This is a genomic window from Streptomyces sp. NPDC059816, assembly GCF_042732055.1.
In the GTDB taxonomy this organism is placed as follows: Bacteria; Actinomycetota; Actinomycetes; order Streptomycetales; family Streptomycetaceae; genus Streptomyces.
On record NZ_JBHWIQ010000014.1, the window covers coordinates 121,026 to 146,117 of the forward strand.

Annotated in this window: 20 protein-coding genes; 12 read left to right on the forward strand and 8 right to left on the reverse strand. The window is 72.7% G+C overall.

The window, feature by feature from the left end:
* Positions 1 to 179: 179 nt before the first annotated feature.
* The 6 genes from ACFV88_RS19775 (at position 180) to ACFV88_RS19800 (ending at position 8,155) form a co-directional block, all read left to right on the forward strand.
* The gene (locus ACFV88_RS19775; RefSeq protein ID WP_385492898.1) at positions 180 to 1,946 is read left to right on the forward strand and encodes a beta-galactosidase family protein; all 1,767 of its coding nucleotides are present in this window, start codon (positions 180 to 182) and stop codon (positions 1,944 to 1,946) included.
* Between the two features lie 180 nt (positions 1,947 to 2,126).
* On the forward strand, positions 2,127 to 3,440 hold the full coding sequence (locus ACFV88_RS19780) for an ABC transporter substrate-binding protein (RefSeq protein ID WP_385492899.1): 1,314 nt from the start codon (positions 2,127 to 2,129) through the stop codon (positions 3,438 to 3,440).
* A 177-nt stretch (positions 3,441 to 3,617) separates the two neighbouring features.
* Complete coding sequence (locus ACFV88_RS19785) at positions 3,618 to 4,466, forward strand: carbohydrate ABC transporter permease (protein WP_385493021.1); 849 nt, start codon at positions 3,618 to 3,620, stop codon at positions 4,464 to 4,466.
* An 11-nt stretch (positions 4,467 to 4,477) separates the two neighbouring features.
* Entirely contained in the window at positions 4,478 to 5,395 is a 918-nt protein-coding gene (locus tag ACFV88_RS19790; RefSeq protein ID WP_385493022.1) for a carbohydrate ABC transporter permease, read from the forward strand.
* A gap of 44 nt (positions 5,396 to 5,439) precedes the next feature.
* Positions 5,440 to 6,420 (forward strand): hydroxyacid dehydrogenase, encoded by a 981-nt coding sequence (locus ACFV88_RS19795; RefSeq protein WP_385492901.1) that lies wholly within the window; start codon positions 5,440 to 5,442, stop codon positions 6,418 to 6,420.
* A 124-nt stretch (positions 6,421 to 6,544) separates the two neighbouring features.
* Positions 6,545 to 8,155: a beta-N-acetylhexosaminidase gene (locus ACFV88_RS19800; RefSeq protein ID WP_385492902.1), complete on the forward strand. Its 1,611-nt coding sequence runs from the start codon at positions 6,545 to 6,547 to the stop codon at positions 8,153 to 8,155.
* 99 nt (positions 8,156 to 8,254) lie between these two features.
* Here the strand turns inward: ACFV88_RS19800 and ACFV88_RS19805 are convergent, their stop codons facing one another.
* The 7 genes from ACFV88_RS19805 to speB all read right to left on the reverse strand — a co-directional run bounded on the left by ACFV88_RS19805 (position 8,255) and on the right by speB (position 16,134).
* The gene (locus ACFV88_RS19805) at positions 8,255 to 9,130 is read right to left on the reverse strand and encodes a sigma-70 family RNA polymerase sigma factor (RefSeq protein ID WP_385492904.1); all 876 of its coding nucleotides are present in this window, start codon (positions 9,128 to 9,130) and stop codon (positions 8,255 to 8,257) included.
* Positions 9,127 to 9,519, reverse strand: coding sequence for a VOC family protein (locus ACFV88_RS19810; protein WP_385492906.1), 393 nt, complete (start codon positions 9,517 to 9,519; stop codon positions 9,127 to 9,129). The genes ACFV88_RS19805 and ACFV88_RS19810 overlap by 4 nt, the downstream gene beginning before the upstream one ends.
* Positions 9,520 to 9,642: 123 nt before the next feature.
* Positions 9,643 to 11,583, reverse strand: a complete 1,941-nt coding sequence (locus ACFV88_RS19815; RefSeq protein ID WP_385492907.1) for a DUF2264 domain-containing protein — start codon at positions 11,581 to 11,583, stop codon at positions 9,643 to 9,645.
* A 257-nt stretch (positions 11,584 to 11,840) separates the two neighbouring features.
* The gene (locus ACFV88_RS19820) at positions 11,841 to 12,803 is read right to left on the reverse strand and encodes a carbon-nitrogen hydrolase family protein (RefSeq protein WP_385492908.1); all 963 of its coding nucleotides are present in this window, start codon (positions 12,801 to 12,803) and stop codon (positions 11,841 to 11,843) included.
* Positions 12,800 to 13,696, reverse strand: coding sequence for a nitrilase-related carbon-nitrogen hydrolase (locus ACFV88_RS19825; RefSeq protein WP_385492910.1), 897 nt, complete (start codon positions 13,694 to 13,696; stop codon positions 12,800 to 12,802). Before ACFV88_RS19825 ends, ACFV88_RS19820 begins: the two co-directional genes overlap by 4 nt.
* A complete protein-coding gene (locus ACFV88_RS19830; protein WP_385492911.1) occupies positions 13,693 to 15,141 on the reverse strand; it encodes a purine-cytosine permease family protein in 1,449 nt (482 codons plus the stop codon). The genes ACFV88_RS19825 and ACFV88_RS19830 overlap by 4 nt, the downstream gene beginning before the upstream one ends.
* Positions 15,142 to 15,150: 9 nt before the next feature.
* Positions 15,151 to 16,134 carry an agmatinase gene (speB, locus tag ACFV88_RS19835; protein WP_385492912.1) on the reverse strand — a complete coding sequence of 328 codons (984 nt, stop codon included), beginning with the start codon at positions 16,132 to 16,134 and terminating at the stop codon, positions 15,151 to 15,153.
* Between the two features lie 147 nt (positions 16,135 to 16,281).
* Here speB and ACFV88_RS19840 point away from each other — a divergent pair, with 147 nt between their 5' ends.
* The 6 genes from ACFV88_RS19840 (at position 16,282) to ACFV88_RS19865 (ending at position 22,344) form a co-directional block, all read left to right on the forward strand.
* Positions 16,282 to 16,866, forward strand: coding sequence for a helix-turn-helix domain-containing protein (locus tag ACFV88_RS19840; protein WP_385492914.1), 585 nt, complete (start codon positions 16,282 to 16,284; stop codon positions 16,864 to 16,866).
* 109 nt (positions 16,867 to 16,975) lie between these two features.
* Positions 16,976 to 18,004, forward strand: a complete 1,029-nt coding sequence (locus ACFV88_RS19845) for a 3-oxoacyl-ACP synthase III family protein (protein ID WP_385492915.1) — start codon at positions 16,976 to 16,978, stop codon at positions 18,002 to 18,004.
* Positions 18,001 to 18,741, forward strand: coding sequence for a glycosyltransferase family 2 protein (locus ACFV88_RS19850; protein ID WP_385492917.1), 741 nt, complete (start codon positions 18,001 to 18,003; stop codon positions 18,739 to 18,741). Before ACFV88_RS19845 ends, ACFV88_RS19850 begins: the two co-directional genes overlap by 4 nt.
* Positions 18,741 to 20,216 (forward strand): AMP-binding protein, encoded by a 1,476-nt coding sequence (locus tag ACFV88_RS19855; protein ID WP_385492918.1) that lies wholly within the window; start codon positions 18,741 to 18,743, stop codon positions 20,214 to 20,216. The genes ACFV88_RS19850 and ACFV88_RS19855 overlap by 1 nt, the downstream gene beginning before the upstream one ends.
* A 74-nt stretch (positions 20,217 to 20,290) precedes the next feature.
* Positions 20,291 to 21,433 carry a cytochrome P450 gene (locus ACFV88_RS19860; RefSeq protein ID WP_385492919.1) on the forward strand — a complete coding sequence of 381 codons (1,143 nt, stop codon included), beginning with the start codon at positions 20,291 to 20,293 and terminating at the stop codon, positions 21,431 to 21,433.
* Positions 21,430 to 22,344: an NAD-dependent epimerase/dehydratase family protein gene (locus ACFV88_RS19865; protein ID WP_385492920.1), complete on the forward strand. Its 915-nt coding sequence runs from the start codon at positions 21,430 to 21,432 to the stop codon at positions 22,342 to 22,344. The genes ACFV88_RS19860 and ACFV88_RS19865 overlap by 4 nt, the downstream gene beginning before the upstream one ends.
* Here the strand turns inward: ACFV88_RS19865 and ACFV88_RS19870 are convergent.
* Complete coding sequence (locus ACFV88_RS19870) at positions 22,317 to 25,091, reverse strand: cation-translocating P-type ATPase (RefSeq protein WP_385492921.1); 2,775 nt, start codon at positions 25,089 to 25,091, stop codon at positions 22,317 to 22,319. The genes ACFV88_RS19865 and ACFV88_RS19870 overlap by 28 nt on opposite strands.
* Between the last annotated feature and the right edge of the window lies 1 nt (position 25,092).

Genomic DNA, 25,092 nt, shown 5'->3' on the forward strand with positions numbered 1-25,092 from the left:
TGGGGGCCCGAATGTTTTGGTGAGCCTGCCCGCACCCCCCCCCCCCCCACACCCCCATCGCCCCGGGGGGGGGGGGGGCCACCCCGGGGGGGGGGGGCGCCCCCCCACCCGCCGGCCCCCACCACCGCCCTGCCCTCCGACGCCCCCGTAGACACCCGATTCCTCCCCAGGAGTTCCCGATGTTCCGTGTGTCCCCCGAAGGGTTCTCCCTCGACGGCAGACCGGTGCGCCTGCTGTCGGGTGCCCTGCACTACTTCCGTACGCTGCCCGAGCAGTGGCCCCACCGGTTGGGCCAATTGCGCGCGATGGGCCTCAACTGCGTCGAGACCTACGTTCCGTGGAACCTCCACGAACCGCGGCCGGGCAGCTACGACTTCTCGGGCCTGGCCGACCTGGACCGGTTCCTGACCGCCACCCGGGAGGCCGGACTGCACGCGATCGTGCGGCCCTCCCCGTACATCTGCGCCGAGTGGGAGAACGGCGGGCTGCCCTGGTGGCTGCTCGCCGACCCCGAGGTACGGGCGCTGCGCTGCCAGGACCCGGGCTTCCTCGCCCGGGTGGAGCGGTGGTTCGACGAACTGCTGCCCCGGCTCGTCCCGCACCAGGTCACCCGGGGCGGCAACGTGCTGATGATGCAGATCGAGAACGAGTACGGTTCGTACGGCACCGACACCGGCTATCTGCTCCACGTGGCGGAGCTGATGCGGGAACGGGGCGTCGACGTCCCCCTGTTCACCTCCGACGGGCCCGACGACTTCTTCCTGACCGGCGGCTCGGTGTCGGGCCACCTGGCCACCGTCAACTTCGGCAGTCGGGCCGGCGAGGCGTTCGCCCAGCTGGCGGCGGTGCGGCCGGACGATCCGCCGGTGTGCATGGAATTCTGGTGCGGCTGGTTCGACCACTGGGGGGACGAACACGTCGTCCGCGCCCCCGAGGACGCGGCGGCGGCGCTCGACGAGATCCTGGCGGCGGGCGGGCAGGTGAACCTGTACATGGCCCACGGCGGGACCAACTTCGCCACCTGGGCCGGGGCCAACACCAAGGACCCCGTCACCGGCGAGCGCTACGCACCGACCGTCACCTCCTACGACTACGACGCCCCCGTCGACGAGCGCGGCGCGGTGACGGAGAAGTTCCACGCCTTCCGGGAGGTGTTGAGCCGCTACGCGGACGCCCCGCCGCCCGAACCCCTGCCGCTTCCTGAGCTGTTGCCGTCGGGACGGGTGGAGCTCACCGGTTCCGTCCGCCTGTTCGACGTGCTCGACCGACTGGGCACCGGGGAGCCGGTGCGGTCCCCCGAGCCGCCCTCGTTCGAGGAGTTGGGCCTCGCGCACGGACTCGTCCTCTACGAGACGACCGTCCCGGGGCCGCGCGGCCCCTATCCGCTGTCCGTGCAGGGACTCGCCGACCGGGCCCACCTGTACGTGGACGGACGGCTCAGGGGCGTCCTGGAGCGGGACGGCGAGCAGCAGGTGCCCGAGGTGTCGGTGCCGGCCGGCGGGGCACGGGTGGGACTGCTGGTGGAGTCCATGGGGCGGGTGAACTACGGGATGGGCCTCGGCGACCGCAAGGGGGTGCGTCGGGTGCTGCACACCCAACAGGCCCTGCACGGCTGGTCGGCGCGGGCCGTGGAGCTGGGGCACGGCACGCCCGAGGGTCTGCCCTGGGGTGCGGCCGGCGAGGGGCCGGGGCCCGTCTTCCACCGGGGGCACTTCGAGGCGGTGGAGCCCGCTGACGGGTACCTCGCGCTGCCCGGCTGGACCAAGGGTTACGTCTGGGTCAACGGGTTCTGTCTGGGCCGGTACTGGGACCGCGGGCCGCAACGGACCCTGTACGTCCCCTGGCCGTTGGTGCGCGCCGGACGCAACGAGGTCGTGGTGCTGGAGCTGGACGACGCTCCCCCGTCCCCGGTGGTGGAGTTCCGGGACGCTCCCGACCTGGGCTGATGTGCTCTTCCGTTCGTTTGCACACCCGTGTCCGGACATAGTCCTCCTGATCGACCGTCGAGCGATCGAAACCGTTCCGAGATGATCGTTCGCTCATTCACTCTTGACCCTGATCGTTTTTGGTCGAAAGATGTTCGCCAACTCGCCGTCATCGATCGGCCTTTTTCGAGGAGTAGTGCAATGAAGCCCACCTCCATCAAGTCCCCCATAGCCCTCGTGGCAGCCGTGGCCTCGCTGGCCCTCGTCGCCGCCTGCGGCAGCGGCGACGAGGACGCGTCGGGCTCCGCCGGAAGCCCGGACAAGCCGGTGACGATCGACTACTGGTCATGGATGCCGGGCACCAAGGAAACCGCCGAGGCGTTCAACAAGTCACAGAAGAACGTCCGCGTGCGCTTCTCCGAGGTGCCGGCCGGGCTCGCGGGCGGCTACGACAAGCTCGCCAAGGGGGTGAAGGCGGGCAACGCGCCCGACGTCATGAACGTCGAGTACCAGGCGCTGCCCGACCTGGTCACCCAGGGCCTCATCGCCGATTCCTCCGAACTGCTCGGCGACACGGTGAAGAAGGCCCCCCAGCAGGTGCAGGACCTCGTCACCCTCGGCGGCAAACAGTGGGCGGCCCCGTTCGACGTCGCCCCGCAGATGATGTACTACCGCAAGGACCTGTTCGAGAAGCACAAGATCCCGGTCCCCAAGACCTGGACCGAGTACGCCGAGGCCGCCGAGAAGATCAAGAAGGCCGACTCCAAGGCCCGGATCACCGCGTTCTGGAGCGACGACACGGCCACCTGGGCCGCCCTCGCCCAGCAGGCGGGCGCCACCTGGTACACCGCCGAGGGCGACTCCTGGAAGGTCGACATCAACGACGCGGCCACCAACAAGGTCGCCGAATTCTGGGGCGGACTGGTCAAGGACGACCTGGTCTTCAACCACAAGGCGTGGAGCCCCGAGTCGACCAAGGCCACCGCCGACCACCGCGTGTACACCCGGATCAGCGCCTCCTGGGGCGCGGGCGCCCTCAAGACGGAGCAGCCGGACCAGGCGGGCAAGTGGGCCTCGGTGGCGCTGCCCGGTTGGGGGGACGGCAAGACCGGCATGGTGGGCGGCTCCTCCTTCGCCGTGGTCAAGGACAGCAAGAAGGCCGCCGCCGCCGCGGAGTTCGTCACCTGGGCGACGACCTCCGACGAGGCGGTCAAGGCCCGGCTCGCGGCCGGCACCTCCTCCGCGCTGCCCGCCGACGAGAAGCTCCGCGACGTCGCCAAGCAGTCCTTCGACACCGCGTACTTCGACGGTCAGGACCTCTACGCCGCGGCCTCCGAGCAGGTGCCGAACATCAACGCCGGCTGGGTGTGGAGCCCCGTCCACAACGCCACCTCGGTCGAGTTGACGGCGGCGCTCGGCAAGGCCTCCGACGGGAACTTCTCCGCCGCCCTCGCCAAGGGCCAGGCCACCGCCGAGAAGCTCATCAAGGACCGCGGGCTCAAGCTCGCCGAGTGAGGCCCGCCGGGACCCACCGGGCCCGCCCGGACCCCCGGTCCGGCGGGGCCCGGTTCCCCGGCCCCTCACTCCCCGCACACCTCGTCACCCACCAAGGAGCCCCTGGTGACCACAAGGCTCTCAGGCGGCGCGTCCGCCGCTGCCCGCCGCGGGCAGCGCGTCGCCGCGACCCTGCTGATAGGCCCGTTCCTCCTGCTCTTCGTCCTCACCCTGATCGTCCCGATCGGCTACGCGGCCTATCTGAGCCTGTTCCGTGAGCAGTCCTCGGGGCTCGGCTTCGGGGGCACCGAAACCCTCTTCGCCGGCCTGGGCAACTACACCCGCGCCCTCACCGACCCCGGCTTCCAACAGGGGTTCGTGCACATCGCCGCCTACTGCGCCGTGTACATCCCGGTGATGATCGGCGGGGCCCTGTTCCTGGCGCTGTTGATCGACTCGGCGCTCGCCCGGGCCAAGCGCTTCTTCCAGCTCGCGGCGTTCCTGCCGCACGCGGTGCCCGGACTGATCGCCGCGATCATCTGGGTCTTCCTCTACACGCCGGGGCTCAGCCCGATCCACCAGTTCCTGGAGTGGTTCGGCACGGAGGCCGACTTCCTGGGGCCGAACGCGATCCTGTTCTCCATGGTCAACGCCGCCGCCTGGCAGTGGATCGGCTACAACATGGTCATCTTCTACGCGGCGCTCCAGGCCATTCCGCGCGAGACGCTGGAGGCCGCGATCGTCGACGGCGCCGGCGGGCTGCGCACCGCGTTGTCCGTGAAGCTGCCGATGATCCGCTCCTCGGTGGTGCTGACCACCCTGTTCACCTGCATCGGCGCGATCCAGCTGTTCACCGAGCCCGAGACGTTCCGGCTGCACGCCCAGGGGCTGTCGCCCGAATGGTCACCGACGATGTTCATCTACCAGGCCGCCTTCTCCAAGCACGACTTCGGCCTCGCCGCCGCCGCGTCCCTGTTGCTGGCCCTGCTCGGCATCGCCCTGTCGTTCGTCGTCACCAAGCTCGGCAACCGGTGGAAGGAGGCGTGAACGTGACCACCTTGACCCCCAAGGACACCCGTCGGACCGCTTCGACGGCGACGTCACCCGCCGGGGAGCCGTCCGGCTCCGGACGGCGGCCCCGCACCCAGCGCTTCTCGCGCGCCGCGGTCAACTCCGTGCTGATCGTGATGTCGTTCTACACGCTGATGCCGGTCCTGTGGCTGCTGTTCGCCGCCACGAAGGACAACGGCGACCTCTTCGGCAAGCCCGGTTTCCAGCTCGGCGACTTCAGCCTGCTGTCCAACCTGTCGGACCTGTTCACCTACCAGGACGGCGTCTTCGGACGCTGGCTCGCCAACAGCGCGCTGTACTCCCTGGTGGGCTCGGTGCTCTCCACGATGCTGTGCGTCGCGGCGGGCTACGCCTTCGACAAGTACCACTTCGCGGGCAAGGAACGGATCTACGGCTTCGTCCTGCTCGGCCTGTTGGTGCCGGCGACCGTCGTCTCGCTGCCGATCTACCTGCTCGCCTCCAAGGTGGACCTCGTCAACACCTACTGGGCGGTGCTGATCCCGTCCCTGGCGAACCCGTTCGGCGTCTACCTCTCCCGGGTGTTCTCCGAGGGGTACGTACCGGGCGAGACGCTGGAGGCGGCCCGGATGGACGGCGCCGGGGAGATCCGCACCTTCGTCTCGATCGCACTGCCGATGCTGAAGCCCGCGTTCATGACGGTGTTCCTGTTCTCCTTCACCGGCAGTTGGAACAGCTTCTTCCTGCCGCTGGTGATGCTCAACGACCAGAACCTGTATCCGGTCGGCCTCGGCCTGTTCAACTGGAACGCCAACCTGTCTCAGTACCCGGAGCAGTACGCACTGTTGATCACCGGCTCGCTCGTGTCGATCCTGCCCCTCGTCCTGGCCTTCCTCTGCCTGCAACGCTACTGGCGCTCGGGCCTGACCGCCGGAGCCGTCAAGTGACCGACGCCGCCACGTCCCCCCACCGCCCGCGGACCGTTCTCGCGATGGCGCCCGAGGTGCGCGACGCCCTGTTCGACGACGAGACGCTGACCCTGCTGACCCGGGTCGCGGACACCGACCCGGCCCTCGTCGTCACCGACTTCCACGACCCCGCGGTGGCACCCGCCCTCGCCGGCGCCGAGGCGCTGTTGACCGGATGGGAGTGCCCGCCACTGGACGCACGGGCACTGGAGCTGATGCCCCGGCTGCGCACCGTCGTGCACGCCGCCGGGTCGGTGAAGCACCACATCACGGACGCGTGCTGGCAGCGCGGCATCACGGTCGCCTCCGCCGCGGGGGCGAACGCCGTGCCGGTCGCCGAGTACACGGTCGCGATGGTCCTGCTGGCCGGCAAGGGCGTGCTGCCCGCCGCCGCCGCGTACCGGGCCAAGCGCACCTGGATCAGCCCCATCGACACCATCGGTCGCGGCGGCAACTACCGACGGACGGTCGGTGTCGTGGGTGCCTCCCGCATCGGCCGCCGGGTGATCGAACTGCTCCGCCCGTACGACCTGGAGGTCCTGCTGTACGACCCGTACGTCGACGCCGAGCAGGCCGCGACGCTCCAGGTCCGCACGGTGGACCTGGACGTGCTCGCGCACTCCAGTGACGTGGTCACCATCCACGCCCCGCAACTGCCCGACACCCACCACCTGTTCGACGCGGAGCAGCTGGGGCGGATGCCGGACGGGGCGACGCTGATCAACACGGCGCGCGGGTCCCTGGTGGACACCGAGGCGCTCACGGCGGAACTGGTCAGCGGCCGGTTGAACGCCGTGCTCGACGTCACCCATCCCGAGGTGCTGCCCGCGTCCTCACCCCTGTACGAGCTGCCGAACGTGCTGCTCACCCCGCATGTGGCCGGATCGCTCGGCAACGAGTTGACCCGCATGGCACGGGCCGCCGTCGACGAACTCGCCCGCTACGCGGCGGGTCTGCCCTTCGCCGACCCGGTGCGCCCGGACGCCCTCGCCCGGTCCGCGTGACCCGTGCGGCCGGTCCGCGCCGGATCGACCCCGACGCGCACCGGCCGCACGTCCACGCACCCCGTACCCGGTCCCCGTCCGTCGCACGGACCCGGACCGCCGCCCGACCGACGTTGGAGTCGCGATGCTCATCCCCCGTCCGGCTGAACTCGACCCCGGTGAGGGCGCGTTCACGATCACGTCCACCACCCCGATCACCGCCGACCCACGCTTGGAGCGGGCCGCCCAGTGGCTCCGGGGCACCCTCGCCCCCGCGCTCGGCGCCCCCGCGCCCGCACAGGGGGACGGACCGGCGGTCCGCTTCCGGCACGCCCCGGACCTCGCCGAGGAGGCGTACCGGCTCACGGTCACCCCGGGCGGGGTGCTGGCCGAAGCGAGCGCGCATCCCGGCGCCTTCTACGCGGCGCAGTCACTGGTCCAGTTGCTGCCGCCCGCGGTGTACCGCAGCGCGGGGGCGCCGCTGCCGCTGAGGCTGCCCGCCGTCACCGTCGCCGACGCACCCCGGTTCGGTTGGCGCGGCACCCTGATCGACGTGGCACGGCACTTCCTGCCCAAGCGGGAAGTCCTGCGTTACCTCGACCTGATGGCCCTGCACAAGATCAACGTGCTGCACCTTCACCTGACGGACGATCAGGGGTGGCGGATCGAGATCAAGCGTTATCCCGCACTCACGGAGACCGGTGGCTGGCGCAAGGGGTCCACCGTGGGGTCGTCGCGCCACGGTCGTCACGAGGACCGCCCGCACGGCGGTTTCTACACCCAGGACGACATCCGCGAGATCGTGGCGTACGCCGCGGAGCGCGCCATCACCGTGGTACCCGAGATCGACCTCCCCGGTCACACCCAGGCCGCGATCGCCGCGTACCCCGAACTCGGCAACGGCGACGGCCCGGTGGAGGTCCGCACCGCTTGGGGGCCGGGCGAACACGTCCTGAACGCGGAGGAGTCGACGCTCGCGTTCTTCCGGAACGTCTTCGACGAGGTGCTGGAGCTGTTCGACTCCCGGTACGTCTGCATCGGCGGGGACGAGTGCGTGAAGACCGAGTGGCGCAGCGACGCCCGGGTCCAGCAGCGGATGCGCGAGCGGGGTCTCGCCGACGAGGACGCCCTCCAGTCCTGGTTCGTGCGGCACTTCGACGAGTACCTGACCGCGCGCGGGCGGGCGCTGTTGGGCTGGGACGAGATCCTGGACGGGGGCCTCGCGGACGGCGCGACCGTGATGTCGTGGCGGGGCACGGGCGGAGCGGTCGCCGCGGCCCGTGCCGGGCACGACGTCATCGCCTGCCCGCTCACCGACGTCTACTTCGACTACCGCCAGTCGGACGACCCGGACGAGCCGATCCCGGTGGGCTGTGTGATCGGCCTGGCGGACGCCTATGCCTTCGAGCCGGTTCCCGAGGGCCTGTCGCTGAGCGAGACGGGTCATGTCCTCGGTGGTCAGGCGCAGTTGTGGACCGAGCCGGTGGACGGACCGCGGGCCCTCGACTACTTGGCCTTCCCGCGGCTGGCCGCGTTCGCCGAGGCCGTGTGGACGCGCGGGCCGCGTGACTACGCGGAGTTCGAGCCGCGGCTGGTCCACCATCTGGCCCGGCTCGACGCGCTCGGGGTGGAGTACCGTCCGCTGGCCGGGCCGCACCCCTGGCAGCGGCGCCCCGACGCGCTCGGCTGGCCGCGGTCGCGCGCCGAGATGCTGGACGACGTGTTGGGCGGCCCGGAGCCGACGCCCGGCGACTGACCGTCCCCTCCCGTGGGTGGGACGGTGGCCGGGTGCGCGGTCCGGTCCGTTCGCGCACCCGGCCGTGCCCCTGCACGGGCCGACCCTGACGGCGCTGGCTCAGGCCGGGGCGGCCAGCGGTATCGAGGCGAGTTTGGCCGGGTCAACGACGATGTGGATGCCGGTGATCAGGCCTTCGGTGACGGTGAAGGCGATGACGGAGAGAGGGGTTCCGTCGGGGCGCCAGGACAGGTAGCCGGGGACTCCGTTGACCAGCACGGGTCGGTGGCGGGTGACCTCGCCCGAGAACGTGCGGGCGCCGGCGGCGACCTCGGTGGCGCCGAGGGTGACGACCACGCCGCCCGGAGTGTCGACGGTCAGCTTCACGTTCGGGTCGAGGACGCGCAGGAGTGCTTCGAAGTCGCCGCCGAGAGCGGCGGCGCGGAAGGCCCGGACGACCTCTCGGTGCTCGCGGCCGGGGGCCGTCGACCGGTCCGCGGTTTGGACCTTGCGGCGGGCGCGGCTGGCGGTCATCTTGGCGGCTTCGGCGGACTTGCCCAGGATCTGGCCGATCTCGCGGAACGGGACCGCGAACGTGTCGTGGAGGACGAACGCCAGGCGTTCGCTCGGGGTGAGCGAGTCGAGCACGACGAGCAGGGCGAGGCCGACCGCATCGGCCAGCGCCGCCTGCTCGTCGGGCGCGGGGTCGTCGGCGGGCGTCACCACGAGGTCCGCGCACTCCTTCCCGTAGACGGTTTCGGGGCGGGCCCGGCGGGTCCTCAGGAGGTCCAGGCTGATGCGGCCGACCACGGTGGTCAGCCAGCCCGCGAGGTTGCCGACGGTCGCCGCGTCCTGGCGGACGAGGCGCATCCAGGCTTCTTGGACCACGTCCTCGGCGTCGGCGTGCGTACCCAGCACGCGGTACGCGACGGCGCGCAACCGTTCGCGCTGGGCTTCGAACGCCTCGGTCAAGGGGTCGGCCGGGCGGGCGGTCACGGCTTTCGCTGCTGACGGAGCGAGACCCGGTTGCCGTCCGGGTCCACCGCCTCGACGCGGACCCCGAACGGATAGACCTCGGGTTCGGACTGTTCGAAGACGACGCCGCGCCGGCGCAGGATCTCGAAGTCCTTGCGCACATCGTCGGATTCGAGGACCAGCGGACCGGGCGAGGCCTGTGGGCCCAGGTCACCCGGCTGCCCCGCGGCCGCCGCATGCGACCACAGGATGATCTGCACCGGGCTGTCGGGAACGCTGACGGTGAGGAAGCGTCCGTCGGGCCCCGGGAAGTCGACCCGCTTCTCCAGGCCGAGCCCCTCGGTGTAGAACTCCAGCGCGCGGTCCTGATCGGTGACGTAGACCGTCACGTACATGAGGTTGGTCAGCATCCGGTTCTCGATTCGCTCGCTGGTGCGAGGACCGAATCGTTTCGGTCCTCGCACCTATGACGAGGGCCGACGGGAGAAGGTAACAGGACCGGTCCGCCCACCGTCGTGACCGGCCGGCCCCGCTCAGGCGGGGCGCGGAACGAGTCGGGGGCCGGCGGTGTCCCGGGGCCGGTCGAAGCGGACGGTGCGGCCGTCCGGCAGGTCGATCTCCACCCGGGTCTCCCGGACCCGCAGGGTGAGGGGCGGCGGGGCGGCCAGGTCGAGGGGGGCTGCGCTGAGGACCGCGCAACTCGCGTACAGGGTGGTGCCACCGGGGTGGTCCGCCGCCAGGTACGGGAGGGCGGCGTGGCGGCCCAGTGCGTTCACGCCCTCGGCCTCGCTGACGCCGAGTCGGTCGTGACCGTGCAGCGGGGCGAGGGCGCTGACGGTGCCGTCGACGCGCACGGCGCTGGCCCAGCGGGCGGTTCCGGTCGCCGGCGGGGAGGCGGCGGCCAGCGGGTGGCCGCCCTCCCGGACCCGCCAGCCCGCGGGGGCGGTGACCGCGTGCAGCCGTATCTCGAACCGGCCGTGGGCGACGGTGTGGGTCTCCACCCGGACGTCGGGTTCCGGCGTCAAGGTGTCGCCCGTACCGGGGCGCAGCGGCACGTACCAGGAGCCGGCCGTGGCCCAGGTGTCGCCGCGCACGGTGCCGAGCGGGGTGAGCGGGCCGCGGCGCAGGGTGGTGCCGTCGGGCGCGGTGAGGACCAGTTGGTTGTCGGGCCGGTGCTCGGAGGGCTCGATCCAGGGGCCGGTCGTGGTGGAGTACGCGAGGCGGGCGTAGAACGGGTCGTCGCCGTGCGAACCGAGTCCCGCACCGTCGCTGCCGTGGTTGTGCAGCCGGACGATGCCGTCGACCGCCGTGCCCTGGACGAGCCAGTTCGCCGGGGCGACCCGGGTCAGGGTGTCCGTCCGTTCGACGGGCAGCGGCTCTTCGGGCGCCGTCCACACCGGATGGGTGGCGGGCAGCAGGAGTCCGAGGAAGCCCTTGGCCGCCCAGTAGGGCGAGGCGGGGCCCGAGTAGTGCTGGGTCATGGGCAGGAACGCGTCGTACCACCCGAGGGACAGCAGTCCGTCGGGTCCGGGGGCGCCGCGCTCCGCGAAGTGCCGCAGCACGCCGGTGGCGGCGCGGCGGGTGAGCCCGGGGGCGAGGGGGGAGCAGTCGAAGAGGGCGCCGGTCCACAGCGGTGCGGCGGCGGCGAAGCGGTAGGTGAGGGAGCGGCCCTGGTGGAGGGGGGCGCCGTCGGCGCCGACCAGGTGGACGTAGTCCGTGAGGAAGCGGTGCAGCCGCTGGCGGTAGGTGGCGGCCCGTTCCTCGGCGAGCGCCCCGCGCGGTCCCCCGCTGGCCATGCGGGTCCACATCAGCGGATACAGGTGCAGCGCCCAGCCGTTGTAGTGGTCGATGCGGCGTCCGTCGCCGTCGGTGTACCAGCCGTCGCCCAGGTACCAGCACTCCAGCGCGTCGAGGCCGCGCACGATCTCGTCGTGGCGGTGCTCGGCGCCGGCGGAGGACAGGAACTCCTCCACCAGGGTCTGGAAGAGCATCCAGTTGTTGGGGACGGTGCGGCGTCCGACGAATCCGCCGAGCCAGTCGAGGACGTGTTCCCGGGCGCCCGGGTCCAGTGCGTCCCAGAGCCAGGGGCGGGTCAGGTGCAGGGCCAGTGCGACGGATGCGGCCTCGACCATGGGTTGACCGCGGTCCGCGGAGATCCTGGGCCAGGCTTCGGGGTGGTCCGGGTCGGCGCCGGCCGTCAGCCCGGAGGCGTACCGGTCGAGCAGGGCGGTCGCCTCGGGGCCGGTGCCCCGGGCCCCGGCGATGCGCAGTGCCGCGAGGAGGAAGGTCCGGGCGAAGCCTTCCAGGGCGTCCGATTCGGGGCCCGACCAGGAGGTCCGGCCGGGTAGTTCGATGCGGGCGAAGGAGGGCGAGGCATGACGGGTTACGGCGCTCAGCAGGGCGTCGGCGGCACGCTCGCAGCGCGCCCGGTCCCATCCCGCGTCGGCCGGTCGTCCGGTGTCGGCGGCGGTCATGCGGGTCCCCCGTTTCGTGGAGTGCCGGCCGGTCCGGGACGGACACGTCCGTGGGGTGGACGTCCGGGCACCCGGCGGCCAGGAGACCGCCCCACTCCTCGTCACCCCAATAGCTCACAACAAGCACCAAAAGTTACCATGAACAGACGGATTCCCACATGGCTATCCGGGCGGGCCGATCGCACTCCAGCACGGACGAGGGCGGGGGGCGCGGCCTCGCTGCCACGTCCCCCGCCCTCGTCGCACCCCGCCGGGTGTCACTCCGTGAAGGCGACCCCGCTGCCGCGCCGGGACCGGTCGACGGACAGGGTGAACACGTCGGGACGGCCGTAGTGACCGGCCACGTCCAGGTCGAGGGCCTCCTCGTAGCGGCGTCCCGTGTCCAGGGTGGCCGTGATGAGGCGGGCCTCGTCGTAGACCGGTTCGACGATCCAGGAACCGTCCGGCCCCACGATGCTCGAACCGCCGGTGAAGAGCGGCCCGTCGGCCGGGGCGTCCGGGCCGACGCCCGCCCGGTAGGCGTCCAGCAGGTCGGCCGGCACGTCGTCGGTGGAGAGCACCAGCCCGGCCGAGACCACGAAGCAGCGGCCCTCCAGCGCGTAGGAACGCGCGGCGATCAGATGGCTCTCCGGCATGTCGGGCCAGGCGGCGACGTGGATCTCCTCGTTCTGCGCGTGCAGCGCGTGCCGGGCCAGGGGGTGGAAGTGCTCCCAGCACACCAGGGACCCCACCCGTCCGGCCGGGGTGTCCACGACCCGCAGTCCCGCCCCGTCGCCCGCCGCCCAGACGATGCGTTCGGTGTGCGTCGGGGTGAGCTTGCGGTGCACGTTGAGCGTGCCGCCGTCCGGGCCGATGGTGACCAGGGAGTTGTACAGGGACCCGGAGGACCGGGCCGCCCGCTCGTTGAGTCCCAGGACGACGGTCACCCCGTGCTCCCGGGCCGCCGTCCGGACGGGTACGAGCGCGTCGTCCCCGCCCTCGTGGTCCAGGACGGGGCTCTGGTCGAGCAGCCGGGCGTGCCAGTGCCGCGCTTCCGCGTCCCGCCAGCCCGCGAGGCCGAACACCCACGCCGGGTAGCAGGTGAGCCAGGTCTCGGGGAAGACGACGAGGTCCGCACCGGCCCGCGCGGCCTCGGTCACATGGGCCGTGGCGCGGCGCAGGGAGGTGTCGAGGTCCAGCAGGGCCGGTGGCTGTTGGACGATGGCGACCGTGGTGCTCATGGCTGCTCCTGTGCTCCGGGTCCCGGGCGTCCGGGGGGTGGGGCGTACAGCGCGGGCCGACGGTCCGCGTGGACGTCGTTGCGTTCGCTGATGGCCTTGTTCCGGGCCTGGGTGAGGTCGAGCGTCGCGGTGACCACCGCTTCCTCGCCCAGGCGCAGCGGGGCCACCGGGTAGCCGTCGGCGTCGATGATCGCGCTGCCGCCGAGCCAGTCCTGTCCCCGTTCGGTGCCGGTGCGGTCGGCGACCGCGACGAACATCCGGTTGACGGCGGCGTCGGCCTGGACGCGGACGACCTCGCCGGGTCGTTCGCCCTCCGGGCGCGGGTACAGCGGCCAGTTGACGGGTCCGCAGAGCAGTTCGGCGCCGGCCAGGGCCGCCAGCCGCACCCATTCGGGGAACTCCAGGTCGTAGCAGACCATGAAGCCGATCCGGCCGTGGGCGGTGTCGACCACGGGCGGGGGCGCGTCCCCGGGGGTGAAGCCCCAGGTCTTCTCGCCGTTCCACAGATGGGCCTTGCGGTAGGCGGCACGCAGTCCGGTGGCGTCGACGAGGACGGCCGCGTTGTAGGCCCGGCCGTCCTCCCCCAGTTCCGCGAATCCGCTGACGATGACCAGGTCCCGGCGGGCCGCGAGCGCCTCCCACTCCCTGAGGGTGGGGCCGTCCAGCGGTTCGGCCGCCGCGAGCAGTTCGTCCGCGTCGGTGAAGACGTAGCCGGTGTTGGCCAGCTCCGGCAGGACCACGATGCGCGCACCCCGGTCCGCGGCCTCCTCGACGGCCGCGCGGATGCGTCGCCGGTTGCCTTCGGCGTCACCGACCTGCGGGGCGATCTGGCAGACGGCGACCGTGACCGCCGTGCGCTCGGGTGCTGCGGACCGGGGTGGGTGCTGGGTCATCGGGCGGGTCCCTCCAGTTCGGCTTCGCTGGCCACCCGGGCGGCGGCCTCGGCGTCACGGTCCAGGTTCCGCGAGAACAGCAGGTACAGCACGCCGGAGACGGTCAGACCGACGACGAACGAGAAGTCCGCGCCGCCGAGTGCGTCCGCGACCGGGCCGACGTAGAAGGTGGTGGAGAAGAACGGGATCATCGCGACGAACCCGAGGACGTAGGCGGTGACGCCCCGCCAGGCCCAGCGGCCGTAGATCCCGTCCGGCTTGAGGATCTCGGCGATGGCGTACTTGCCGCGGCGCACGAAGTAGAAGTCGACCAGGTTCACCGCGGTCCACGGGACGAGGAAGTACAGCATCATCAGCACGAAGTTGTTGAAGCTGCCGATGTAGTCGTCCGGGATCAGCAGGGCCACCACCAGGGACACGAGGCCGACGACCACGAGTCCGATGATCCTCAGCCGCACCGTCGGGCGCACCTTGCGGAAGCCGTCGAGCGCGCTGGCTCCGGTGAGCATCGCCCCGTAGGCGTTGACGCCCATGATGGAGATCAGTGCGAGCACCGAGGTCATCACGACGATCAGGCCGAAGCCGGGGAAGAGCAGGTCGCCGACCTCGCGCAGGGCGAGGATCGGGTCCGGGTCGGGGAGGTAGCTGGCGAGGATCGCGCCGAGTGACATCAACCAGACGGCGGAGAACGCGGCGCCCGCGTAGACGGCGGTGATCAGCTTGCGCGCGGGGGCGTTCGCCGGGAGGTAGCGGGTGTAGTCGGACACGTAGACCGAGTAGCTGATGTTGTAGCCGGCGGCGAGGGAGAACTGGACCAGGAAGGCCGTCAGGTCCCAGCCCGCGGTGGCGGCGGGCACGTCCGCGCCCACGGGGTTGCCGCCGAAGTGGACGATCGCCACGACCGTGAGGATCGCGAACACCACGACGAGCAGGTACGTCAGCCAACGCTGCACGAAGTGCAGCAGGTCGTGGCCGACCACGGCGATGACGATGGAGACCGCGATCAGCACCGGGTACCAGAAGAGCTTGCCGTCGGGCAGCAGGAGGCCGAGGCCCTGTTCGGCGAGGACCGTGTCGAAGACCAGGAAGCCGACGTAGACGAACACGGTGGCGGCGAACGGCACGGTGGAGCCGCGGCTACCGAACTGGGCCCTCGACTGGATCATCTGCGGCAGGCCCATCCGCGGGCCCTGGTTGGCGTGGAAGGCCATGAAGAACGTGCCGGCGCCGACGCCGAGCACGATGGCCAGCACGCTGTACCAGACGCTCAACCCCATCGAGGCGCCGACGAACCCGGCGACCATCGTGGGGAGGACGAAGTTCCCGGTGAACCAGAACGGTCCCTGGTGCCACACCTTGCCGTGCCGCTCGGAGCTGGGCACGTAGTCGATCGAGTGCTGCTCGATCGCGGATTCGCGCTGGGTCGCGGTTTCCGAGGAGGACATGGCCATCCCCTATCGCTCGTGGTGCCGGGCGTCCGGCGGGGGCAGGTGGTCGGGCGTCATCGCGGAGAGGATCTCGTACGCGGCGTGGGCCGCGGCGACGGCGGTGAGCTGGGCGTGGTCGTAGGCGGGGGCCACCTCGACGACGTCCGCGCCGACCAGCCGCACCGCGCGCAGGGCGCGGATCATCGCGAGGAGTTCGCGGCTGGTCATGCCGCCGGCCTCGGGGGTCCCGGTGCCGGGGGCGTGTGCCGGGTCGAGGACGTCGATGTCGATGGACAGGTAGACGGGGCGGTCGCCCAGGCGGTCCAGCATGCGCTCGATCGCGCGGGCCAGGCCCTCGGCCTCGATCTCGGGGCTGGAGATGACGGCGAACCCGAGGCGCTCGTCGTCCCGGAGGTCCTGGCGGGAGTACAGGGGTCCGCGGGTGCCCACGTGGAGGCTCGCGGTGAGGTCGATGAGCCCCTCCTCGGACGCGCGGCGGAAGGGCGTGCCGTGGGTGACCGGGGCACCGAAGTAGGTGTCCCAGGTGTCGAGGTGCGCGTCGAAGTGGAGAACGGCGACCGGGCCGTGCCGTTCGGCGACGGCGCGCAGCAGCGGGAGCGCAATGGTGTGGTCGCCGCCGAGGGTGAGCAGGCGGGTGCCGTCCGCGGTCAGCTCCCGGGCGGCGGTGTGGATCTGGGTGACCGCCTCGTCGAGGCTGAACGGGTTGGCGGCGATGCCGCCCGCGTCGGCGATCTGCTGGGCCGCGAAGGGTTCCACGTCCTGCGCCGGGTTGTACGGCCGCAGCAGCCTGGACGCCTCACGGATGTGTGCCGGTCCGAAGCGCGCGCCCGGTCGGTAGCTGACGCCGCTGTCGAACGGGACACCGACGACGGCGATGTCCGCGCGCGGTACGTCTTCGAGGCGGGGGAGCCGCGCGAAGGTCGCGAGGCCCGCGTACCGGGGGCTGGCACTCGCGTCCGGGGGGCCGATCGGGGGTTCGACGGAGTTCATCGGGATCTCGGATCTGTTCCAGGAGGGAAGTTACCTATACACAACAAAGAATGCTTATTAGGCAACTTGTATTCCGGGTAGTGTTGCCCTGGGTCACCACCCTGTCAAGGGTCGTCCGTGAGTCGTCCGAGCGACGCGAGGAGTTCGATGAGAGCGCTGCACCCGACGCCGTCCGGCGATCCGGTCCGCGTGGGAGCGCGCCTGCGGGCATCCCGCAAGGCCCAGGGCCTCACCATCGAGCAGGTTGCCGCCGCCACCGGCCTGACCAGGGGATTCCTCAGCCGGGTCGAGCGCGACGAGACCTCGCCGAGCGTCACCACCCTGGTCACCCTGTGTCAGGTGCTGTCACTGCCGGTCGGTTCGCTCTTCGAGGACGCCGACACCGAGGTCGTCCGACTGGCGGATGCCCCGCACCTGAACATGGGCGGCCAGGGCGTCGTCGACCGCATGGTCACGCCCCGTGCCCAGTCGAAGATCCAGATCCTGCGTTCCCGCCTCGAACCGGGCGCGCACGGGGGCGAACGGCTCTACACGATCAACTGCGACGTCGAGGTGCTGCACATCGTCAGCGGCGAGGTCGCGGTGCAGTTCACGGACCGCACGGAGACCCTGGCGGCCGGGGACACCCTGACCTTCTCCGGCCGCGAACCGCACACCTGGCGCAACGCGGGCCCGGGGCCCGCCGAGGTCACCTGGACCTTCGTGCCGGCCCCCTGGAGCGGCTCCCGCTGACCGACCGGTTCCACCCGCCGGCCCCCAGGCGGACTGGCGGATTCCCCCAGGGCGGATTGAGTACGACAGCTCACGCGCCCCGCCCCGGACGCTCCGTAGCGTTCCCGCCATGAACAGACCGAACGCCCACCGGGCCGGGGCACCGCGGGTGGGCATCACCTCCGTGGGCGCCTTCCTCCCGCACCGGGTCGTGGAATCCGAGCAGTTGCGGCAGCGGGTGGCCGCGGCCAGTGGACTGCCGCTGCCCGACGGGGTCTTCACCCGGGCCACCGGGATCGCGACCCGCAGGGCCGCGGGCCCCGACGAGTTCGCCTCCACCCTGGCCTCGGCCGCCGCCCGGGTCGCCCTGCGCCGGGCCGCCCTGGACCCCGCGGACATCGACCTGTTGCTGTTCGCCTCCGCCTCGCGCGACATGGCCGAGCCCGCGACCGCACACATCGTGCAGGACGAACTGGGCTCCCGCGCCCACGCACTGGACCTCACCAACGCCTGCAACAGCTTCGTCAACGGCATCGACACCGCCCGCGCGATGATCCTCGCCGGGCGGGCCCGGCGCGCCCTGGTGGTGACCGGCGAGACGCCCAGCCGCGCCGTGCGCCACGACCCCGCCGACCTGGCCGGGTTCCGTGACGCGTTCGCCGGCTACACCTTCGGGGACGCCGGTGCGGCGGTCGTCCTGGAGGAGGTGGCCTCGGGCGGCATCCTCGACGTGGACACCGTCACCCACTCCGAGCACTGGCGGGTCGGCGGCATACCGGGCGGCGGCTCACGCCACCCGCGGGGCGACGAACACACCTACTTCCGCGGGGAGGGGAGCGCGTTGCGGGAGGTGTTCGAGGACGTCGGCACCGAGGTGCTGGACCGGATGCGCGCCCGGACCGGACTGGAGTGGACGGACTTCCGACACGTCCTGGTCCACCAGGTCACCGCGCCCTACCTGGAACGCTTCGCGGAGTTGACCGGGGTCCCCCGGGACCGACTGGTGGTCACCGTCGGCGAACTCGGCAATCTGGCCAGCGCCACCCTCGGCGTCCAACTCGACCGCGTGCACGACGGGTTGTCGCCCGGCGACCGGGTGCTTTTCGTGGGCCTGGGCGGTGGCGTCAGCATCATGACGATGGTCTGGGAGAAGGCGTGAGCGACCTGTGGGTGGTGGTGCCCGCCTACTGCGAGGCCGCGCGCATCGGCGACACCCTGGAGGCGCTGGCCGCCCAACACCACCGGGACTTCACCCTCGTCGTGGTGGACAACGCCTCCGGGGACGACACCGCCGAGATCGCCCGCGCCTTCGCCCGGCGCGCGCCGTTCCCCGTGCACGTGCTCCACGAACCGGACAAGGGCGTGGGCTGCGCGGTGGACACCGGCTTCCGGTTCGCGATCGAGCGCGGGGCCCGGCTCCTCGCCCGCACCGACGCCGACTGTCTGCCGCACCCCGGCTGGACGGCCGCCGCCCGGGCCGCGGCGGACCGCGGGGCGGGTCTGGTCTGCGGCCGGATCGAGGCCCGGCGCGACGAACACGGACCGCTCGGCCGGACCGCGTTCCGCGCGCTGGTCGTCACGGCCGCGTTCTTCGGCCGGGTGCGTCCCGCGCACCGCCGCAGCCACGGCTACCGCTGTGCGTACCGGATGCACGCGGGCAACAACATGGCCGTCACCGCCCGGCTGTACGAGGCGGTCGGTGGGATGCCCCGGCGGCCCTCCCCCACGGACCGGCTCTTCCTCAACCGGGTGCGGCGCCACACCACGGCCATCGTGCACGCCCGCGACATGGTGGTGGAGAACTCCACCCGACGGCTGCGCGCCTACGGCGTCCTCGGCACCGCGCGCTGGTACCTCGACCGGGGTCCCGGTGGTCACGGAGAGGACCCGCGCTGATGCTCGACCGACTCGATCACGCACTGCGGGCCGCCCCGGACCGCCCCGCCGTGCTCGGCACCACCCGCCGCGGCACGGTCCGCACCCGGATCACCCGGGGTGACCTGGCGGACCTCGCCGACCGGTACGCCGAGGGCCTGTGGGCCCGGGGCGTCGGGCGCGGCGGCACGATCGGGGTCGCGGTGCGCCCCGGGCCGAGGGCCCTGGCCGTACTGCTGGCCGCGCACCGCGTCGGAGCACGCGTCGCCGTACTCGATCCGGGCGCCGGTCCGGACGTACTGCGGGCCCGGCTCGCCCTGGCCCGCCCGGACCTCGTCCTGGCCGACGCCGTCGCGCAGGCCGCCGCCGGGTGGGGCAGGGCCCTGGCCCGCCGGGCCCGTCTCGTCCTGCCGGACCTGGCCCAGTGGGGTCCGGTGGCCACGGTCGGCCCCCGCCTACCGGGCTGCGCACCCGCCCTGCGCGGAACGTCCGGCAGCAGCAGACCGCCCCGGCACGACGGGGGCGACGGGGACGCCGTGATCGTCTTCACCTCCGGCACCACCGACCGTCCGCGGGCCGTGGTGCACACCCGGTCCTCGCTGGCCGCGGGCATGGCGGCGGTCACGGACCTGGTGCGCCCCGTGCCCGGCGCGCCGGTGCTCGGCGGGACGTTCTTCGTTCTCGTGCCGTCCCTGGCCGCCGGCGCACCGGTCGCACTGCCCGTGCGCGGGCCCCGGGCGCTGGCCCGACAACTGCGCCGACTGGACCCCCAGTCCACCTATCTGACGCCACCTCAGCTGCGAGCGGCGCTCGCTGCCGGGGCCCGCTTCGGCGGGCGGGTGTGGACCGGCTCGGCCCCGGCCAGCGAGGATCTGCTCACCCGGGTCAAGGCCGCCGGAGCCCACCAGGCGTGGGGGGTGTACGCGCTCACCGAACTGTTCCCCGCCGCGGCCGTGGAACAGGCGGACAAGGCAGCCTTCACCGGCTCCGGCGACCTGGTGGGGGCGCCGCTGCCCGGAGTGTCGGCCACCGTCTCGGCCGACGGGGAACTGCTGCTGGCCGGCCCCGCCGCACGACACCGCTACCTCGGTACGGAGCCCGACCCCCGCGTCGCCACCGGGGACCGGGCCCGCATCGAAGGCGGACGGATCGTGCTGGCGGGGCGCTGCAAGGACATGGTGCTGCGCCGGGCGGAGAACATCTACCCCGGACTGTACGAGCCCTCCCTGCACGTCCCGGGCGTCGAACTCGCCCTCCTCGTCGGCGTTCCGGCGGGGGACGGCGACGAACGCCTGGTCGCCGTCGTGCAGAGCGGGCGGGGGGCCGACCCGCGCCGGGTGCGCACCGCGCTCGCCGAGGTGTTCGACCGGATGGGGACCGCCCGCCCGGACACCTTGCTGCTCACCGAGGTCCCGCTGTCCGGCCGGTCCCACAAACCCGACCGGGCGGCCACCGCCCGGCTCGCCGCCGACCACCCCGGGGTGCCCGTCCGATGACGGCGCCGGCACCCCGACCGTCCGCCCCGCGGGGACCGGACGGTTCCCACCGAAACGTACGAGACGGACGTCCGATGACCGCTCCCCCGACCGCCGCTCCCCCGGGAACCCGCGCCGCCCGACGACGTGACCGGCGCGTCTACACCCGTTCCCATCCGGTGCTGTTCGCGCTGCTGGCCGCCACCCGTGGCCGCCCGGTCACCCGCCTGGGCCGCGCGGTCCTCGTCCAGGACGGCGTCCCCTACCGGGAGGCGCTGACGCGCGTCCCCCTGGACCGGACCGCCGCCGGCACCACGGGCGGCGCCGCTCGTGAACTCTCCGACGGCGGAACGCTGTTCGACCAGACGGGGGCGGAGCACCGGGGGGCCCGCCGGGCCGTCGCAGCGGATCTCGGCGCGGCCGGGGTGGCGCAACTACGGCCCGTATGGCGGAAGTTGCTGGAACAGGAGCTGGCCCCGCTCGGTGCCGGTGGGGCCGTGGACCTGGTGGAGGTGGCCCGGGTCCTGTCCGGGGCGACGGTGTGCGCCCTGCTGGGGAGCACCGCCGACCCACGGGACCTCGCCGCGGCGGCGACGGTCGCCGCCGCCGCCGCGGTCCGCGACCACCTCCCGGGGCCCCGGTTCCCCCATCGGACGCGGGCCGCCGCCGAGGCCGCCGCCCGGCTGGAGTCCCTGCTCGACCCGGGCGGGCACCGGTCGGACGCCGCGCTCCGGTCGGTGCTCGCCGTGGCCGCCGTCACCACCACCGTCGCCGCTCTGCCCCGGGCGGCGGCGTGGTGCGCGGACGCCCGGCTGTGGGACCAGGCGGCCGACGACCGGCTGCGGCCCGCCCTGGTCACCGAACTGCTCCGGGTCACCGCGCCCTCCCCACTGCTGCCGCGAGTGGCGGCGGCCGACGCCCGGTTGGGCGGCCGACCGGTACGGGCCGGGGACCGGCTGCTCCTGGTGGCCCGGCACGCGGTGCGCGCACACAGCGCCCCGCCCGATGCCCACCACCCGGTCGAACCCGCCGTGGCGCAGCTGGTGTTCGGAGCCGGCCCGCACGCCTGCCCGGGCGCCCGGCTGGCCCGGACCCAACTCGACGACGTGCTCGCCGCGCTGGCCCCGCACCGGCCCACCGTGGTGCGGGCCCGGGTGGACCGGCGGGCCGCACTGCCCGGCTGGCGGTCGCTCACCGTCCGGTCCGGCGCCCACGACGGGCGCGGGGAGCAGTCGTGACGGTGGTCGCCGTGACCGGGGCGAGTGGGTTCTGCGGCTCGCACGTCGCCGTCGCCGCCGCGGCCTTGGGGATGGCGGTGCGGTGCGTGGGACGCCGCCCGGGGCCGGTCGGTCGACACCTCCCCTGGGACGCCACCCGCGGGGTTCCCGACCTCGGCGGCGCGGAGGTCGTCGTCCACTGTGCGGCGGCGGTCGGCGATCCGGTGCCCGGCTCGCCCGCGGAGCGGCTGATGCACGCGGTGAACGTCGAGGGCACGGCCCGGCTGCTGGAGGCCGCTGCGGGACGCCCGGTGGTCTGGGTGAGTAGCGCCAGTGTGTACGAACCGCGGGCCACCCGGTCCCCGATCACGGAGGACCACCCGGTGCGCGGACAGCTCAACGCGTACGGGCGCAGCAAGGCGGCCGGCGAGGCCCTGGCCCTCGCCGCGGGGGCGGTGGTGCTGCGCCCGCGCGCGGTCTACGGGGACGGGGACCCGCATCTGGTGCCCCGGCTGTTGGCCCGGGTACGGCGCGGTCTGCTGCTGTTGCCGGGTGACGACGTACCGCTCAGTCTGACCGCGGTGGAGAACCTGGCCGAGGCGTGCGTGGTGGCGGCCGGGTGGCCGCCGGGCGCCTACAACATCGCCGACCCGGTGGCGTACCGACGGGACGAGGCGGTCGCGAGGGTGCTGCGCGCGCACGGCGTGCGGGCGCGGATCGGCCGGGTTCCGCTGCCCCTGGCGCACGCTGCGGCACTGGCGGGCGAGACGCTGTCCCGGGTGCGTCGGCACTCCGAGCCGCCGCTGACCCGGTACGCGGTGGACCAGCTCGCCCGGTCGGTGGTGCTCGACGTCCAGAAGGCGCAGCAACAGGGGTGGACGGCCCGCCGGACCCTGGACGACACCTACGGTCCGGTGGCGGAACCACGCTGAGCGGGACGGTCGGTGGGCCCGGTCCGGGAGGGGCGGCGCACTGCGCGGGCGATGAGCTTGCCCGTCTCCCAGGCCACGAATAGGACGAGCGCGGCCAGCAGCGCCCAACCGAACTGCCCGAGATCGAGCCGGGTGGTGCCGAGGAGCCGGCGGAAGCCGTCCATCTGGGTCACCAGCACGGCGAGCGCGAACTCGGCCAGGGCCGCCCAGTTCATCTGCTTGCTGTCGAAGGTGGAGGCGCGCACCACCGAAGCGGTCTCGCTGCGGCATTCGAAGGCGGCGACGATCAGGCACAGGGCGAACGCCGTGAACGCCATCGAACTGCCGGTCGCGACGCTGTCGAACCGGTGCTCGCCCAGCTTGATCAGGGCGAGCAGCAGGACGGTCACGACCAGCCCGGCGAGAGCGACGGTGACGAGCAGCGGCCCGGTCAGCACCGATTCGCCGCGGGGGCGCGGGAGCCTGCGCATCAGTCCGGGGCTCTCCCGGTCGAAGCCCAGGGCGAAGCCGAACGGGGCGTTGACGATGAAGTGGATCCACAACACCTGGGCGGGGGTGAAGGGTTGGCCGGCGGCGATGTTGAGGACGGTCGCGCCGAGGAAGGTGAGCACGAACGCGACCAGCAGCAGGAGGACGAAGCGGATGTACTTGGTGAGGTTGTCGTAGAGCTTGCGGCCCTCCTCCACGGCGAACACGATCGTGGCGAAGTTGTCGTCGGAGAGGATCATCCGGCCGGCGTTCTTCGCGACGTCGGTGCCGCTGCCCATGGCGATGCCGATGTCGGCGGCCTTGATGGCGGGTGCGTCGTTGACGCCGTCGCCGGTCATCGCCACCACGTCGCCCTTCTTCTTCAGCGTTTCGGCGAGCAGCACCTTGTGTTCGGGGGCCACCCGTCCCACGACGCCGATGGATTCGATGCGGGCGAGCCGCTGTTCCTCGGGGAGGGCCGCGAAGTCCGCGCCGAGGACCGCCTCGCCGGGGATGCCGAGCTGCCGGGCGATCGCGGCGCCCGTGGTGACGTCGTCACCGGTGACCATGCGGACCCGGACGTGGGCGTCCTGGGCGCTGGCGACCGCCGCCCTGGATTCGGCGCGCGGCGGGTCGACCATGCCGACCAGGGCCGTCATCCGCAGGTCGGTGACGTGGTCCAGGAGGTCGCCGCCGGGGTCGAAGGCGGCGGGGTCGAGGTCGCGGGTGGCGGCGGCCATCACCCGGTGGCCCTCGTCCCCCATGCGACGGGTCTCCTCCTGGGCGCGCCGGTCGAGCCCCGCGTCCCACGGCACGTCCGGTCCGCCGGTGACCATCGCGCTGGCCGCCCGCGCGGTCACGGCCGGCGCGGCGCCCTTGACGAAGCAGCGCACCACCGGGCGGCCGGTGTCGTCGACCGCCGAGTTGAAGGTGGCCATCAGTTTGTAGTCCGGATCGAACGGCAGGGTCGCCAGTCGGGGGAACCGGGCGCGGGTGTCGTCGATCGCGAGCCCGGCCTTGTGTCCCAGGACGAGCAGGGCGCCCTCAGTGGGGTCGCCCACCACCGTGCCGTCGACGAGTTGCGCGTCGCTCGCGATCAGGAACGGGAGGATCGCGTCGTCGATGGTCGCACTGGAACCGACGGCGTGGTGGACCTTGCCCTCCAGTCCGTAGCCGGTGCCCGACACGGTGTACCGGTCGGTCGCGGTGACCACCTCCACGGCGGTCATCTGGTTCATGGTCAGGGTGCCGGTCTTGTCGGAGTTGATCGCCGAGGTGAATCCCAGGGTCTCGACCGAGGGCAGTTCCTTGACGATGGCGTGCCGTCGGGCCAGGTTGAGGCCGCCGACGGAGAGGATCACCTGGGTCACCGTGGGCAGGGCCTCGGGGATGGCCGCGATGGCGAGGGAGACCGCGCTGACGAACAGCGTGTCCCACGCCTGCCCCCGGGTGCGTCCGAGGGCGAACATCACGATCATGGTGAGGCCGGCTGCCGCGGCGATCCACAGGGTCAGGTTGTTCAGCTGCCGGGTGAGCGGCGAGTCCTCCGTCCGGGTGGCGGAGAGCATCCCGGAGATCTTGCCGAGTTCGGTGTCCGCGCCGGTGCCGGTGATGACCAGAACGCCGCTGCCGTGGGTGACGGGGGTGTTCATGAAGGCCATGTTGGACTGTTCGCCCGGCCCCGGGCTGCCGGCGGGCAGGGTGCCGGCGTCCTTGGTCGCGGGCACGCTTTCCCCGGTGAGGGCGGACTCGTCGATCTGGAGCGAGTTCGCCGTGAGGATCCGTCCGTCGGCCGGAACCTGGTCACCCGCGGCGATGAGCACGATGTCCCCGCCGACGAGCTGTTCGGCGGGGATCTCCGATTCGGCGGCGTCGCGCCGCACCCGGGCGGTCGCCTTCATCATCGACTTGAGCGCGTTCATCGCGCTCTCCGCCTTGCCCTCCTGCCGCAGGCCGACGACCGCGTTGAGCAGGGTCAGCAGCACCAGCAGGATCGCGGTGCTCCACTGGGCGATCGCGAAGGACACCGCCGCGGCCACCACCAGGATGATCTGCATGTAGCTGCGGTACTGGTCGAGGAACCGTCGCCAGGCCGGCGGCGGATGTTCCTCCGGCAGGGCGTTGGGCCCGTTCGCCGCCAGGAGTCCGGCGGCCCGGTCGGCGGTGAGCCCGACCGCGGGGTCCACGTCGAACGCCGCGACCACCTCCTGCGGGGAGCGCGCGTACCAGCCCGACGCGGTGACGGGGTGCGGGCCGACGGGTTCCGGCTGTGCGGCCATC